The sequence below is a fragment of the Massilia aquatica genome (assembly GCF_011682045.1).
Lineage (GTDB): Bacteria > Pseudomonadota > Gammaproteobacteria > Burkholderiales > Burkholderiaceae_D > Telluria_A > Telluria_A aquatica.
In genome coordinates this window covers 356,765-371,467 of the sequence record NZ_VVIW01000004.1, presented here as the reverse complement: position 1 = coordinate 371,467, position 14,703 = coordinate 356,765, and the positions used below count along the sequence as shown (strand labels likewise).

The following is a 14,703-nucleotide window of genomic DNA, read 5'->3' as shown; positions in this document are numbered from 1 at the left end:
CCATGACCATGACCGCGTACCGCTTTCGCCTGCTTCTGTGCCTGCACTTTATCCTTGAGATCGCCCTGGCCGTGGCCGCAAGGTATTCCTCCAACCTCATCTCGCCTCAACTGCAGGCGGCATTGGATGCCGAGCCAGTACATTGGAGCGCAGGTAATCTGGCGCTGTCAGTGTGGATATACGGTTCTTTAGCCATCTGTTCCATGGCAGGACTGATCGGCATGTTCATGTTCAAATCGTGGGGCCGGACATTGTCGCTCGTGACCACTGTGGCTTTCATGACCGTGCTGTTTGTTCCCGGAACCGCAGTCATGTCGTGGCTCGATTACGTGCTCATGGATCTGTTTTCAATGCTCTGGGGCGCGATTTTGGCACTGGCTTACTTTTCGCCCGTCAGCCGCCTGTTTTCCTCCACGCGTCCATCGGCCTGAGCCGGGCGTCCATCCGTTTTCTGCAACCCTCCATGCCACTTCCCATGCCGCTGTCCGCCCGCCTTGCCCAATACGTTCTGTTCGCCGTCCTGGCGTATCTGGCCGCTTGGTCGGGATGGACTTTTGTCGCCGATACACACAATGTGCTCATGCTGGTTTTCTTTTTCTGGCTGTGCGCCACCATCGTCGGCCTGTACCGGCGCGTGGCATGGGGCCGTTTCTACGTCTCGTGCCTGAGCGTGATGGCGGCACTGCTATTAGCACTGTCGACCATTCCGCTTTACCAACCGACGGTGCGCGATACCCTTCTTCACCAGATGCTTATGTTGCCGTTGTGGGGAGCGTGGCTGTGCATTGTGACCCTGGCGATACTGATTCTGACGCCCGCATTCCTGATCGGCATACGCAAAGACTGGTTCCGCAGCGCGTGGTGGTAATGCACCCGGTGCGGCAATTCCCTACAATGAATAAACGAGACAACCACGTTTAATCGAACTGGACGGGCCGTATCGGTGGCCCTGCTGTTATGCGCGCTGACCGTCCCCGCCTGGGGCGCGCAGATCACCGTCTTCAAATCCAAGCGCGTGCTGGAATACAAAGGAGACGGCGTGACGCGCACCTACAGGATCGGCCTGGGCGGCTCCCCGGTCGGCCACAAGCTGCGCCAGGGCGACCGCAAGACGCCCGAAGGGAGCTACGTCATCACGCATAAAAATCCGCAGAGCCAGTACTACCTCTCGCTCGGCATCAGCTACCCCAACCTGGACGATACCGCACGTGCGCGCAAAGCTGGCGTGATTTCCGGTGCGCAGCAGGCGGCCATCGAAACAGCCATTCGGCAAGGCCGCGCGCCCTCCCAGCACACCCCGATGGGGGGCGATGTTTTCATTCACGGCAAAGGCGCCGGCAGCGACTGGACCCTGGGCTGTGTGGCCCTCGACGACAAGCAGATGCGCGAGCTGTACGACCTGGTGCGCCCTGGCGACAAGGTCAGCATTCTTCCTTAGCCCTGTTTCAGCTGGTCGATGAACCAGCGCCCGGCGCGGCCCGGCGGATTGTCGGCCAGGTGGATCGCATGCATCGAAAACCCCGGTCCGGCCGTCGCGAACATGTCCAGCTGGATCGTCACCAGCGCGCCGCTGGCAATATCGGCCTCGACCATGTGCAGCGGCATATGCCCCCAGCCCAGCCCGGCGCGCAGGAACGCATGCTTGGCGCCCAGGTCGGCCAGGCGCCAGACCCGGGTTGACGCCACGCCAAAATTGCGCCCCGCCGTCAGCGCCGAACGGTCGGTCAGCACCAGCTGGATCTGCTCGGCTGCGGCGGCGCGCGGCACCATGCCTTTCAGTGCCGCCAGCGGATGCGTGGGCGCCACTACTGTCACCGCCGATACGCTCAGCAAAAATTCGGACGCGCAGCCGGCCGGAATCTCGGGCAGCGAGCCGATCACCGCGACCCGGCAATGGCCATCGAGCAAAGGTTGCAGCACCGCCCCCAGCGCCTCCACGTACAGCCGCAATGGCGTCGACGGAAATGCCTGGTGAAAAGCCTGCACCGCGCGCGTCAGGTGCGCGATCGGATACATCACATCGACCGCCACGGCCAGCTCGGGTTCCAGTCCCTCCGCCAAGCTGCGCGCCTTGGCCTTGAACTCATCCATGCTGTGCGCCGCCGCGCGCGCCAGCTCCAGCATGGCGCGGCCGGCCTCGGTCAACTGCGGATAGCGCCCGGTCCGCTCGAACAGCGCAAACCCCACCTGCGCCTCCAGATTGGCCAGGGTCGTGCTCACCACCGACTGCGCGCGCCGCAGCTTGCGCCCGGCCGCCGAAAAGCTCCCTTCCTCGACTGCCGCAATGAAGGTGCGCAACTGGTCCATCGACATCCCGTCCAGCATATATCTACTCCTTGGATACTATCAATCTAATTATATAGGCTTCTTGGATGCTTCAATGCGGCATAAGATTCACTCATGCACTACGAACCAACACGGAGAACGCCATGAACATGAATCAATCGCAACTCAAGCAAACCACAACGGCCCAGCGTCAACTGGCGGCGCGCTCTGCGGGCCACAGCCGCGGCGGCATCAACCGGCTCGTGAGCCCTGGCGATATTGGCCAGCTGATCAAGCCGTTCGTCTTCCTCGACCTGTTCCAGCTGGGCGCCAACGGCAGCAGCATGGGCATGCACCCGCACTCGGGCATCGCCACCGTCACCGTGGTGCTCGACGGCGCCATCGCCTACACCGAAACCACCGGCAGCGAAGGCGTGCTGCCCACCGGCGGGGTGGAGTGGATGAGCGCCGGCGGCGGCGTCTGGCACGACGGCGGCGCGGTTCCCGGCCAGCCGGTCACCGGCTTCCAGCTCTGGCTGGCGCTGCCGGAAGAAGATGAAAACGGGCCCGCGCAAAGCCAGTACCTGGCGCCGCAGCAAGTGCAGAGCCACGGGCCGGCCCGCGTCATCATCGGCAAGCATGGCGGCGCCAGCAGCCTGATCCGACCACGCGCTCCGATCAATTATCTGCACGTGACCCTGGCCGACGGCGAGCACTGGACCTACACGCCGCCCGCCGGCCACGACGTAGCCTGGGTAGCGGTCGCCAGCGGCGCGCTGCAGACGGCGGGCACTGTGCTCAGGCGGGAAGTAGCGGTGTTCGAGGAAGGCGAGGGCGCAATCGACTTCGTGGCCCAGGGCCGCACCGAATTCGTGCTCGGTTCCGCTCCCAGGCACCCGTATGAGCTGGTAATGGGTAACTACTCGGTGCACACCAGCGCAGAAGCGCTCGCCAGGGGAGAGAAAGAAATCGACCGTATCGGCGCCCAGCTGCGCGCGGCAAAACTGATGTAAGCGCTGTATCCAACAATCTGACCATGCAATCGAAAGGACTTACCATGAACACCACCAACAACAATACCTCCGTCATTCCCGTCATCGGCCGCGTGCTGCTGGCAGCGATCTTCATCTTCAGCGCGATCGGTAAAATCATGGCGCCGGCGGCCACCATCGGCTATATCGAGGCCATGGGCCTGCCGCTGGCCTCGGTCGGCCTGGTGGTGGCGATTGCGGTCGAACTGGTGGGCGGCCTGATGCTCGCTGTCGGCATCAACACCCGCGCAGTAGCCCTGGGCCTGGCGCTGTTCTCGATCGTGACCGGGCTGGTCTTCCACCACGCGATCGGCGACCAGAACCAGTTGATTCACCTGCTCAAAAACCTGTCCATTGCCGGTGGCTTGCTGCAAGTGGTCGCCTTCGGCGCCGGCGCGTACAGCCTGGATAACAAAGCGGTTCGCCCGGCAGGACAGCTTGCCTGAGGCAGAGACCTGACACCGGGTGGGGACCACAGTCCTGGCGGCTCACGCCGGTTGCTCAGGCGCGCTCAATGCATCGGGCGCCGCCGCTGGGTGATGTCCTGCATCGTGAAGATTGTTTTCCGCTACAATCCTTGCCGCCGGCCCGCAAGCCTTGCAGCTGGCATTGACATGAATGGAGTGGTACATGCGACAAGACCCCAACGCCTGTTGCCCGCTCCACGCCGTCCCACTTCGTGAAGGATGCGTGATCATTTCTTTTGGCACGTATAGCTTTGGCGACGCATTCATCCAGGCCCAGCGTCACTTTTTTCCCAAGGCCGGATTCTTCGCCTGGCAGAGCTATGCGATGCAAGCAGAGAACAAAATTGTCTGCCCCGTACAGTACTGCAGCGCATGCCGCCGGGCTCAACTGTTGTGGGAGAAGGAAAACTCATCGGTAACGTGGTTGCCGCCAACGCTAGAGGATGCCGAACGCACGATTCACGATCATTTTGGCATCGAACGTTCGGTACACAGCGTACCGGCAGAAATCCACGATCTGCTCCGCGCAAATAAGTTATTGGCGGCCGTGAAGCTGCTACAGCAGGCAAACCCCGGTGTGGAAATCCCCAGACTGCGCTCGCACCTGCGCTACCTGGGTTACAGCGCGGAACTTGAGCAAGCGCTACAGGCGATTCGTACGAGTGGCCCGCACCTCGCCTACGCCGACGAAAGATGACCACATGACTTGTCCAAGCTGCAAATCCAAAAAAGTGCTCACCGGCCAAGTCAAGGTCAAGCTGGGTGAAGGCGGTGCGGCGAATGCCTTTTACCCGGACGGCTTGAAGCTCCTGACCTTGAAAAAATCGGTCCCGCTGGTGCACGAGACGCTGTCCGTATGCACGGCATGCGGCCATCTGTGGGGCCGCATCCGGCCCGCCGAGCTGGCGGCCCTGATCGAACGGAGCGGCAAGGACGAACTAAAGAAGCGCCTCGCCGACGGCTGATTGCCGCCGCCCGGCCCTCACCGTCCCACCCCGCGCAGGCTTGTTCTTGCGCGCATACCTGTCCAGCGCCAGATACATCGCCGGCGTCATGTACAGCGTAATCAGCTGCGAAAACACCAGTCCTCCAACGACCGCAAGCCCCAGCGGCTGGCGCAGTTCGGCGCCCGCGCCCCAGCCCAGCGCAATCGGCAGGGCGCCCATCAGCGCGGCGATGGTCGTCATCATGATCGGCCGAAAGCGCAGCAGGCAGGCCTGGCGCACCGCCAGCTCCGGCGCCATGCCTTCCTCGCGCTGCAAATGCAGGGCGAAGTCGATGATCATGATCGCGTTCTTCTTCACGATCCCGATCAGCAGCAAAATCCCGACCACCGCGATCATGGTCAGCTCCATCCCGAACAGCCATAAGGTCAGCAGCGCACCCACCGCCGCCGACGGCAGCCCCGCCAGGATAGTCAGTGGATGAATATAGCTTTCGTACAGCACCCCGAGCAGGATGTAGATGACCCCCAGCGCGGCCACGATCAGCCACACCTGGCTCGATTGCGCCTCCTGGAACACGGCCGCGTCGCCGCCATAGCGCGCCACGATCGACGCCGGCAGCTTCATCTCGCGCGCCATCGCGTCGATAGCGCCGGTCGCCTCGCCCAGGGCCACGCCCGGCCTCAGGTTGAACGACAGCGTGATCGCCTGCAGTTGCCCCTGGTGGTTGACAGACAAGGGCCCGAGCGCGCGCTCCACCGTCGCAAAACTCGACACGTTCACCAGCTCACCGGCCTTGCTGCGCACCGACACACGGCCCAGCGCATCCTCGAACTGGCGCTCGTCCTGCGCCGATTCCAGGATCACCGGATAGGTGGCGGCCGTGCCGTAAATGGTCGCCACCTGGCGTTCGCCAAACGCCGAGTACAGCGCGCTGCGCACATCGAGCATGCGCACGCCGAGCACCGCCGCCTTGTCGCGGTCTATTTTCAAGCGCGCCTGCAAGCCGCGGTTGCGCGCATCGCTGGTCACGTCGGCAAAGCGCGCATCGTCCCGCATCCGCTCCAGCAAACCGGTGGCCCATTCATCCGGGCCGCCGGCCCCCACGCTTTGCAAGGTGTACTGATAGCGGCTCTTGCTGGGCCGTCCACCGACCTGGAAATTCTGCACCGGCTTGAAATACACGCCCACGCCGGCGATCCCGCTGGTGGCCCGTTTCAGGCCCTTGACCACCTCCGCCATCGGCGCGCGCTCCGCGCGTGGTTTGAGCAGCAGGAACAAGCTGCCGTTGTTGTCGCCGCTGACCGACGACGACACATCGCGCACATTCGGATCAGCCTTGACCGCCGCCGCCACCTTCATGTGCAGTGCCAGCATGGCGGACGACGAAGTCTCCTCCGAGGCCTCGGTCGAGACGCGGATCTGGCCCAGGTCTTCCTCCGGCAGCAGGCCCTTGGGAATGGCGACGTACAGCCCCACCGTCAGCGCCAGGATGGCCAGCGCCGCCAGCAGCATCGCGCCGCGCCGCGCGAGCGCCCGCTCGAGCGAGCCCGCATAGGCGCGCTCCAGGCGCCCGAACAGGCTGGCCTTGCCGGCCACGTGCTGTTCATCGTCGTGCAGCAGGCGGCTCGCGAGCATCGGCACCAGGGTGAGCGACACCAGCGCCGACACCAGCACCGCCAGCGACACCACCACCGCGAATTCGTGGAACAGCAATCCCATCACGCCCGGCATGAAGAAAATCGGCATGAACACCGCCGCCAGGGAGATCGAAATCGACACGATGGTCAGGCTCACCTCGCGCGAGCCGGTCATGGCAGCATCAAGCGGGCTTTTGCCGGCCTCGATATGGCGCACGATATTTTCAAGCACCACGATCGCATCGTCCACCACCAGCCCCACCGCCAGCGTGATCCCCAGCAGCGAAAAGTTATTCAGGCTGTAGCCGAGCCAGTGCATCAACAGCAGTGTCCCCAGCAGGGAGACGGGAATCGTCAGTGCCGGAATCATGGTCGCGGCGGCGCGCCGCAGGAACAAAAAGATCACCAGGATCACCAGCGCGATGGTCAGCCCGAGCGTGATGTTCACGTCAATCATGGCTTCGCGCACCGATACCGAACGGTCGTTGATGATGTTGACCGCGACCGACTGCGGCAACTGCCTGCGCATGCGCTCGAGCGTCTGCCTGGCCGCGTCCACTACCGCCAGGGTATTCGCATCGCTCTGGCGGAACAGCAGCAGCACGATCGAGCGCTCGCCGTTGAAGCTGGTGGCCGAGCGCACCGACTGGTAGCTGTCTTCCACCGTGGCCACGTCTTCCAGTCGCACCGGCTGGCCGTCGCGCATGGCCACGATCAGGCCTGCGTAATCGGCGGCCTTGAGCAGTTGCGCGTTACCCTGGATGACCATGGTCTGCGCCGGTCCGTCCAGCACACCGAGCGGCGAATTGGCGTTGGCCGCCTGTAGCGCGGCCGACAGTTCGTCCATCGACAAGTCGCGCGCCTTCATGCGGCCCGGATCGGCGCGCACGCGCACGGCAAAACGCTTCTGGCCCAGCACCGTCATCTGCGCCACGCCCGGCAGGCCGGACAAGGCTGGCGCGATCAGGTTTTCGGCGTAGTCGTTCAGCTCCGACAGGTCCATCGACGGCGACGTCATCTCCATCGACAGCACCGCCGCCTCGGCCGGATTGACCTTGCGGTAGGACGGCAGCTCGGTCATCTCGCGCGGCAGTGCGCGCTGCGCCCGCAGCAGCGCCGCCTGCACGTCGACCGCCGCGGCGTTGATGTCGATGGCCGGCCCGAATTCCAGGGTCAGCGAGGTGGCGCCCAGGGTGCTGGTGGAGGTCATCAGGCTCACGCCGGCCACCGCCGAGAACTCCTTCTCCAGCGGCAGCGCCACCGACGACGCCATCGTTTCGGGGCTGGCCCCAGGCAGGTTGGCCTGCACGTTGATCACCGGCGTGTTGTAGCTCGGGAGCGCGGACACGGGAATGAAGCGGTACGCCAGTAGCCCGGCGATCACCAGGCTGGCCGACAGCAGCACCACCATCACCGGGCGCTCGATGCACAATGCGGAGAGGTTCATCCCTGGCCCGCCTTGATGCGCGCGCCGGGTTTGAGATTCTGCTTGCCCTCGGTGACGATGGCCTCATTACCCGCCAGGCCGCTCACCGCCGCACTCGCTCCGAACGCATGCAGGCGCTTGACCGGCACCTGTTTCACCGTGCGGTCGGCCGCCACCACGTACACAAAGGCGCCGGCCGGGCTGGCGATGATCGCCGCCTGGGGAATCACGACCGCGCCGCGCAGGGTGCGCACGGTGACGCGCGCGTCCACGTACTGGCCCGGCCACATGGCGGCGTCGCCGTTCTCGAAACTCGCCTTGACCCGGATCGCGCCGGCCACCGGGTCGACGCTGTTGTCGATGAAGCTGAGCGTTCCGCTGCGCTGGTTGGCCTCGACCGCCACCGCGCCCTTCTGGTGCGCCGCCAGCAGCTCGCCCACGTTCGATTCGGGCAGGGTGAACGCCACCGCAATCGGATCGAGCCGCGTCACCGTGACCAGCAGGGTGCTGACCTGCACCAGGCTGCCCGGATACACGTTCACCGCCCCGACCCGGCCCGCCATTGGCGCGCGGATCGCGTTAAAACCCGCGTCCACCTGCACGGCGCGCAGCGCCGCCTGGTCCGCCCGCAGCAGGGCGCGCGCCGCATCGACCTCGCTGCGCAGCGTGTCCACGGCGGTCACGGCGATGAACTGCTTGTCCAGCAGTTCCACGCTGCGCCGGTAGCGCTGCTCAAGGCCGGCCAGCGCCGCCTCGTCGCGCATCACCTGCGCCTGCGCGCGTTCCACGTTGGCGCGTCCGGCGCGGTCGTCCAGTGAAAACAGCAACTGGCCTTCCTTGACGAACTGGCCCTCGCGGATATGCACTTGCCTGACCGTGCTGGTGGTCTGCACATGCAGGTCCACCACGCTCGTTGGCGTCACGGTGCCGGTTGCGCGCAGCACCACCGGCACGTCGCGCACCACCGGCGTGACAGTGTTGACAACGATGTCGGGCGGGGAGGGCGGCGTCGCCTGGGCGCGCGCGGGCGTGCTCCAGAAGCGCGCCGCACAGGCCACCGTCACCGCGCCGCACAGCATCGCAATCGCGTATTCCTTTTTCATGCGGCCTCCCTTGCGCGCGGCGCCAGGCGAAACAGGCCGAATGCGGAGAGGAGGCCGACCGCGCAAAAGATCATCCACGGCAGTTGCGGCCATTGCTGCGCACCGGAGAATTCGACCAGCCAGCCGCCGGTCACGTTGCCGATCGCGCCGCCCAGGGCCAGGCTGAGCGAGCTGAAACCGAGAAAAGTCCCCAGGGCCTGCGGATTGGCCATGCTGGCGATCAGGTTCTGCATCGTCGGCCGCACCAGGATCGCGCCGATCGAAAACGCCGCCACGCACACCAGGAAGGCCGCAAAGGTATGCGCCAGGGCGATGGCGCCGGCGCCGAGCGCGATGATGGTCACGCCCAGCACCAGGATCTGCTGGGTCGAGAGCCATTTCTCCGCCACCCGCAGCAGGTGGTATTGCAGCAGCACCGTCAGCGCGGCGCTGAGCGCGAACATGATGCCCACGCTCTCCTGGTTCCCGCTCAGGCGTTCGGCCAGCAGCGGGAAGCTGATATTGATCTGCACCGCCACGAACCAGTAGCCCATCATCAGGCCGGTGAACAGCAAAAAGGGACGGTCGCGCGTGACAAGACCGAGCCGGTGCGTCGTCAAGCGCGGCGCCTCCGGGCGTGCCAGCGGCGGCAGCATCCACAGGGCGATCCCGCAGTTGAGCACAAAGCACGCCGCTGCGGCCAGGCACACCATCTGGAAGTCCACATGCAGCAGCGCTACGCCGACCAGCGGGCCGACGGTGCTGGCAATGCCGCTGACCCAGTTACTGAGCGCGTAGTAGCGCGGCCGCGTTTGTTCCGTCGTCAGGGCCGCAATCGCCGCCTGGTAGGGCGCTTCGAACAGCGCGCCGCCCAGCGCCGATACCACCATCGCCACGCACAGCGTCGCGGCGTCGTCGGCGAAGGCCAGGCTGGCAAAGCCGGCGGCGCGCAGCAGCACGCCGAGGCAGATCATGGGCCGTACGCCGAAGCGGTCGGCCAGCATGCCGCCCACCAGCGCGAGGCCCTGCTGCGTTATCTGGCGCAGCGCCAGCGCGCCGCCGACCACGGCCGCCGCCATCCCGGCATTGCTCACGAAGTGCACGCTCACCAGCGGCATCAGCATGGCAAAGCCGACCACCATCAGGAAGGTGTACACCAGCAGCGCATTGAGCCCGCGCTTGCGGACCTGGTCGGACAGAACGGTCATGATGCGCGGTACAGGTAGACGGACGTCGGATCGGCGCTGAACTGCGAGAACGGGAACGGTTCGGCGCAGACCGCGGCCACGCCGTCGCCAAGGAAGCGCGGAATGATGCCGCTGCCGGTCTGCGCGTACACGATCAGCGCAATGCCGCGCCGGCGCGCCGCCATCAGGATCTGGTCGAACGAGCCGTTGGACAGGGTCATGCCGGTGGCGATGATCATGTCGGCCGTTTCCAGGATCGGCAGCATGTCGCGCGCCACTTCCAGCCCGCTCTGGGTGCGCTCCATGTTGAAGTCGCACGGCAGGCAGATGCCGCCGCTGCGCGTAATGGCGTCCACCAGCGGATTGACCACGCCGATCAGGCCCACGCGCTGGCCCGGCTTGATCGACACCAGCGCGGCAATCGCATTGTCGCGCGCTACCGCCCGCACCGGCGGCGCGCCGGCGGGTAGCGGCATGGCTTGCGCCAGCGCCGATTCGCGCGCCGGACGCACCGCGTTCAGGTACGCGTCCAGCGCGGCGATGCGCACCGGCAGGCGCGGGTCGACCAGCAGGTCGGCCACGCTCGACCCGGCCAGCGCCGGCGCAATGGTCGGGTCGAGCGCATCGCGTTCGATGCAGCAGGCGCCGAACGCCGCGCCCACGCGCAGCACCAGATAGTAGTTGCGGTAGGTTTGCTGGGTACCCGGAAAGCGCGTGCTCTGCGAAATCCACGACGCGCCCACCACGTGCATCGATGCCGGCGCCGGTCCATACAGGCCGGCCTGCACGTCTTCGATCAGGCCCGCCACGTTCCATGGTGCGGCCGGCTCCTTGCCTTCGCCGGCGAAGCTGATCTCGATGCGCGCGAGGGCCTTGTCGGCATATTTGCGCGCCTCCAGGCCATCCGGATCGACCGCGACCACGTGGCCGAGGTAGCAGGCGTTGTCGATCGGCGCTGCCAGCTCCTTGCCGGCCGCATTCGTGATGAGCGCACGCGCCACGTGCGGCGCGCCGGCCACGCTGTCGATGCCGGTCATGGCCTTGACCCGTCCCGCGCCCTGCGGCACCAGGAACCTGATGGCGGCGCTCTGCACGCCGGTGTCCTTGCGCGTCAGGTCGGGCTGGAGCCCGAGCGCCAGGTCGATCTGGGCCGACAGGAATTCAATGCCGGTGACCCGCTCGATCAGCTCCGCAATGTAATTGCCGCCCGGGCGCGGATTGATTTCGACGATGCGCGGCCCCTTGCGCGTGATCTTCACTTCGGTGTGGCTGATGCCATGGTCGAAGCCGACCGCCGCAAGCGCCGCCGTCACCAGTTCGCACACGGCGTCGGTGACGTCGCCGTCCAGCCGCGCCGGGAACATGTGGCCATCCTCGATAAAGTAGGGGAAGCCGGTCAGGCTCTTGTCAGTGACGCCGATGATGGTCGTTTTTCCGCTGAAGGTGCACGCCTCCACGCTGACTTCTTCGCCTTTCATGTACTCTTCCAGCAGCCAGAGCGGCTCGCGCGCCTGCTCGCGGAAGTTGACCGGGAATGCTTCCAGCGCGCTGAAAGCCGCATGCAGTTCGTCTTCATCCTTGACCAGCTTCACAAAAGCGCTCGACGCCAGGTCGGACGGCTTGAGGATCAGCGGGTAGCCGATCTTGCAGGCCGCCGCGCGCGCCGCGTCCCACGACGTCACCGCGGCAAACGCCGGATTGGGCAGGCCGGCTTTTGCCAAAGCCTCGCGCACCAGGTGCTTGCGGCGCACCATCGCCACGTTGCTGCAGAAGGCCTGCGGCAGCTCCAGCGCCTGCGCCACCTGCGCCACGGTGTCGATGTAGTAGTCGCAGATGGTCACCACGCCATCGAACCTGAGCACGCGGTGCTGGGCGCGCAAAAAGGCGATCAGCGCCGGCATGTCGTTCGTTTCGGTGGTGAGCACATTGGCGGCGTGCGCCAGCAGCGGATGAATCGGCGCATCGGCGCCATCCAGGTAGTGGCCCCGGTTGCGCGTGACGAACGTGTAGGTGTGTCCCGCGCCGGTGATGGTGGCGGGGAAAATGCGGCCGGTGCCGCCGACCCAGCTTTCGATCATTAACAGGTGTGCCATGGTTGAAGACTCCTTTTTCAGTTGATTGATTCGGTGGCTACGCGGCGGTTCCAGGCCATGACCGACCAGGGCAGCACAAGGTCTGCGTGCGCGTCGACATGGGTGGGCGCCAGGTCATGCAGTTCCAGCGCGCTCTCGTGCTGCGCGAAGACCGCGTCCACATAGCGGTGGCCGGTATCGGGCGCGATGAACAGCACGTTGCGCTCCGGCCGCCGCTGCGCTTCGCGCGCGGCCGCCAGGTAGCAGCAGCCGCTCGACAGGCCGGCAAAAATGGCGTGCCGGCGCAGCAGGGCGACCGCGCCCGCCAGGCCGTAGTCGAAGCCGATCCAGTGAATCTGGTCGTACAGCGCGTGCTGCACGTTGCGAAACGGGATGCCGGTGCCGATGCCGGCGATGATGATGCCCGGGTCTTCGATGTGCGCGCAGCCGAAGGTGACGCTGCCGAAGGGCTGCACGCCGACCAGCTCCACCGCGTCGTCGCTGCAGCGCAGGGCGCGCGCCAGGCCGCCGGTGGAGCAGCCCGAGCCCACGCCGCCGACAATGGTCAGGCCGTCGGTGCCGAGCAGGCGTTCGATCTCGCTGGCGATCGGCTCGTAGCCGGCGTAGTGAATGTCGTCGTGGTACTGCTGCATCCAGTGCACGTGCGGATTGGCCGCGCGGATCTCGCCGATGCGCGCCACGCGCAGGCTCTGGTCCATTTTCAGGGTGGCCGACGGCGGCACCTGCTCCACGATCGCGCCGAGCAGCTGGAGCTGCACCATCAGCGTCTTGTCCACCGTTTTGGAGGCGATGATGTGGCACTGCATGTCGAACTTGTGGCACGCCAGCGCAAGGGCATAGGCATAGATGCCGCTCGAGCTGTCGAGCAGCGTGTCGCCGCGCCTGACCACGCCCGCCGCCAGCAGGCGCTCCACCGCCACCAGGGTCGAATACACCTTCATCGTCTCGAAGCGGGCGACGTACAGGTTGGGGCCGAGGCGTACGAAGTCCGGCGCCTTGATGGCGTCCGCAATGTGATCGAACATGGTCAGAATCCTGTCTGGACGAAGCGGCCTTGGTATCCCAGGCCGCGAAAGAATGACGAGAGTGCGCCCATTTGCGTGGGCCCCGGTTTGTGAATGAACAGGTAGCCCGCCAGGCTGCCCGTGTGCGCAACAAAAATGCCGTCGGCCCCGTAGCGCGCCTGGTTCTTGAGCAGTACGCCGAGGTTACGCTTGGGGATGGCGTCCTGCCCGAGCACTGCGCTGACCGTGGCGCAGGCGGCAATCGCACCGAGGTCGTTGCGCACAAAGGCGTCGACGGCGTTATCGAGATTGGCCATGTAGGGCGTGAGCCGTTCCTGGTACAGCGCGAGCAGGCGCGTGCCCGTCTTCTCGGTATCGATGCGGTTGCCTTCGTCGATATAGCAGGCGTGAAAAGTCGGGGCGCTGCCGAAGCACTGCACTACTTGCTGGCGCCCGCTCAGGTACAGCGCGTAGGTCTCCAGGAACACGCTGTCGGAGCGCTCGATCGCGCGCAGGGTGGCCGATATCGACTCGCCGCACGACGCAAGGCCGAAAATCGCATCGAGGCAGCGGATGGTGGCCACGATGTCGGCGGTCGAACTGGCCATGCCTTTCCCTTCCAGCAGTTCCGAATCGTGGCTCCAGGTCCCGGGCGGCAGCTCTTTGCCGTGCCGCGCCAGGTAATGGGCGATGGCTTGCTGGCATTTGGTCTTGGTGGCCAGTGCGTTGTCGTTATCGGCCCGCTCGCCATGGGTGAAGTGCATGCAGCTGTACTTCTTGACCGGCAGCGAAATCAGGCTGATCTGCGCTGCGCCGTTCTCGATGTATGGGCCTTGAATCAGCTCGCCCAGGGTGCCGTGGCAGATCCCGCTGCTGATCGTCTCCTCCGTGCCGGCATGCCAGCTGAAGTTGGGGCATGCCGCCGGTGTGTATCTGCTGTCTGCGAAGTCGATGGAAGGCACGGGATTCAAGAGCTTTCGTAGTGAATGTCGAGAGAGAGCGGGAGACAGTGCGGTGACTGCTTGACGTTAACGATAATGCATTATCATTAGCGAGGCAAGCATTTGTTCGGCTTTATGGGATAATGGGTTTTTGCTTCAATAGCCTCGCCATGGAACGTTCTACACGCCAGCGGACAGCGATTCGTACTGTCATCGATGCGGCGGCCCGCCCGCTCACGCCCCAGGAAATTCTGGCCGGGGTACGCGAGACCGTGTCCGAAATCGGTATCGCCACCATTTACCGCAACCTCAAGCTGCTGCTCGACGACGGCACCATCCAGACGGTGAGCCTGCCGGGCGAAAACGCGCGCTACGAAATGAGCCACGCGGCGCACCACCATCACCACCACTTTCATTGCGTGCCGTGCGACCGCGTGTTCGATGTGGAAGGCTGCCCTGGTTCGATGGACAGCCTGGCGCCGGCCGGTTTCGTGATCGACCGCCACGAACTGACCCTGTACGGCGTGTGCGCCGATTGCTCGGCGGAGCGCGCCAAGGCTGCGCCCGTGCCGAAGCGCCGGGCCCGTGCGCCGAAGACGCACTAGCCCGTTTTTTGCGGGGGC

The 14,703-nt window shown here is 65.3% G+C and carries 15 protein-coding genes; 8 read left to right on the top strand and 7 right to left on the bottom strand.

Translation table 11 applies throughout. The annotated features are described in order from the left end of the window. Positions 1-2: 2 nt before the first annotated feature. The 3 genes from F1609_RS10215 to F1609_RS10205 all read left to right on the top strand — a co-directional run bounded on the left by F1609_RS10215 (position 3) and on the right by F1609_RS10205 (position 1,438). Positions 3-431, top strand: a complete 429-nt coding sequence (locus tag F1609_RS10215) for a hypothetical protein (RefSeq protein ID WP_167076324.1) — start codon at positions 3-5, stop codon at positions 429-431. A 32-nt stretch (positions 432-463) separates the two neighbouring features. Beyond that, positions 464-868: a hypothetical protein gene (locus F1609_RS10210; protein WP_167076323.1), complete on the top strand. Its 405-nt coding sequence runs from the start codon at positions 464-466 to the stop codon at positions 866-868. Between the two features lie 75 nt (positions 869-943). Next, entirely contained in the window at positions 944-1,438 is a 495-nt protein-coding gene (locus F1609_RS10205; RefSeq protein WP_196785422.1) for a L,D-transpeptidase family protein, read from the top strand. On the opposite strand, the gene F1609_RS10200 is transcribed toward F1609_RS10205, so the two are convergent. Beyond that, positions 1,435-2,325, bottom strand: coding sequence for a LysR family transcriptional regulator (locus tag F1609_RS10200; protein ID WP_167076322.1), 891 nt, complete (start codon positions 2,323-2,325; stop codon positions 1,435-1,437). The genes F1609_RS10205 and F1609_RS10200 overlap by 4 nt on opposite strands. 104 nt (positions 2,326-2,429) lie before the next feature. Here F1609_RS10200 and F1609_RS10195 point away from each other — a divergent pair, with 104 nt between their 5' ends. From F1609_RS10195 to F1609_RS10180, 4 genes are all read left to right on the top strand, one after another. Further along, entirely contained in the window at positions 2,430-3,278 is an 849-nt protein-coding gene (locus tag F1609_RS10195) for a pirin family protein (protein WP_167076321.1), read from the top strand. Positions 3,279-3,322: 44 nt separating this feature from the next. After that, entirely contained in the window at positions 3,323-3,742 is a 420-nt protein-coding gene (locus F1609_RS10190; protein WP_229421771.1) for a DoxX family protein, read from the top strand. A 184-nt stretch (positions 3,743-3,926) separates the two neighbouring features. Beyond that, a complete protein-coding gene (locus F1609_RS10185; protein ID WP_167076319.1) occupies positions 3,927-4,460 on the top strand; it encodes a hypothetical protein in 534 nt (177 codons plus the stop codon). 4 nt (positions 4,461-4,464) lie between these two features. Beyond that, positions 4,465-4,728 carry a hypothetical protein gene (locus F1609_RS10180; RefSeq protein WP_167076318.1) on the top strand — a complete coding sequence of 88 codons (264 nt, stop codon included), beginning with the start codon at positions 4,465-4,467 and terminating at the stop codon, positions 4,726-4,728. Here the strand turns inward: F1609_RS10180 and F1609_RS10175 are convergent. The 6 genes from F1609_RS10175 to F1609_RS10145 are packed head-to-tail and all read right to left on the bottom strand — an operon-like array spanning position 4,702 to position 14,101. After that, positions 4,702-7,794, bottom strand: coding sequence for an efflux RND transporter permease subunit (locus F1609_RS10175; protein WP_167076317.1), 3,093 nt, complete (start codon positions 7,792-7,794; stop codon positions 4,702-4,704). The genes F1609_RS10180 and F1609_RS10175 overlap by 27 nt on opposite strands. Beyond that, the gene (locus F1609_RS10170; RefSeq protein ID WP_167076316.1) at positions 7,791-8,876 is read right to left on the bottom strand and encodes an efflux RND transporter periplasmic adaptor subunit; all 1,086 of its coding nucleotides are present in this window, start codon (positions 8,874-8,876) and stop codon (positions 7,791-7,793) included. The genes F1609_RS10175 and F1609_RS10170 overlap by 4 nt, the downstream gene beginning before the upstream one ends. Further along, positions 8,873-10,063 carry an MFS transporter gene (locus F1609_RS10165; protein ID WP_167076315.1) on the bottom strand — a complete coding sequence of 397 codons (1,191 nt, stop codon included), beginning with the start codon at positions 10,061-10,063 and terminating at the stop codon, positions 8,873-8,875. Before F1609_RS10165 ends, F1609_RS10170 begins: the two co-directional genes overlap by 4 nt. Then, entirely contained in the window at positions 10,060-12,135 is a 2,076-nt protein-coding gene (locus F1609_RS34200; RefSeq protein WP_196785421.1) for an ATP-grasp domain-containing protein, read from the bottom strand. The genes F1609_RS10165 and F1609_RS34200 overlap by 4 nt, the downstream gene beginning before the upstream one ends. A 17-nt stretch (positions 12,136-12,152) precedes the next feature. Continuing rightward, entirely contained in the window at positions 12,153-13,160 is a 1,008-nt protein-coding gene (locus F1609_RS10150) for a pyridoxal-phosphate dependent enzyme (protein ID WP_167076314.1), read from the bottom strand. A 2-nt stretch (positions 13,161-13,162) separates the two neighbouring features. Beyond that, positions 13,163-14,101, bottom strand: coding sequence for a GHMP family kinase ATP-binding protein (locus F1609_RS10145; RefSeq protein ID WP_167076313.1), 939 nt, complete (start codon positions 14,099-14,101; stop codon positions 13,163-13,165). Between the two features lie 149 nt (positions 14,102-14,250). On the opposite strand from F1609_RS10145, the gene F1609_RS10140 reads away from it, so the two are divergent. Next, positions 14,251-14,685, top strand: a complete 435-nt coding sequence (locus F1609_RS10140) for a Fur family transcriptional regulator (RefSeq protein WP_167076312.1) — start codon at positions 14,251-14,253, stop codon at positions 14,683-14,685. The last annotated feature ends 18 nt before the right edge of the window (positions 14,686-14,703 follow it).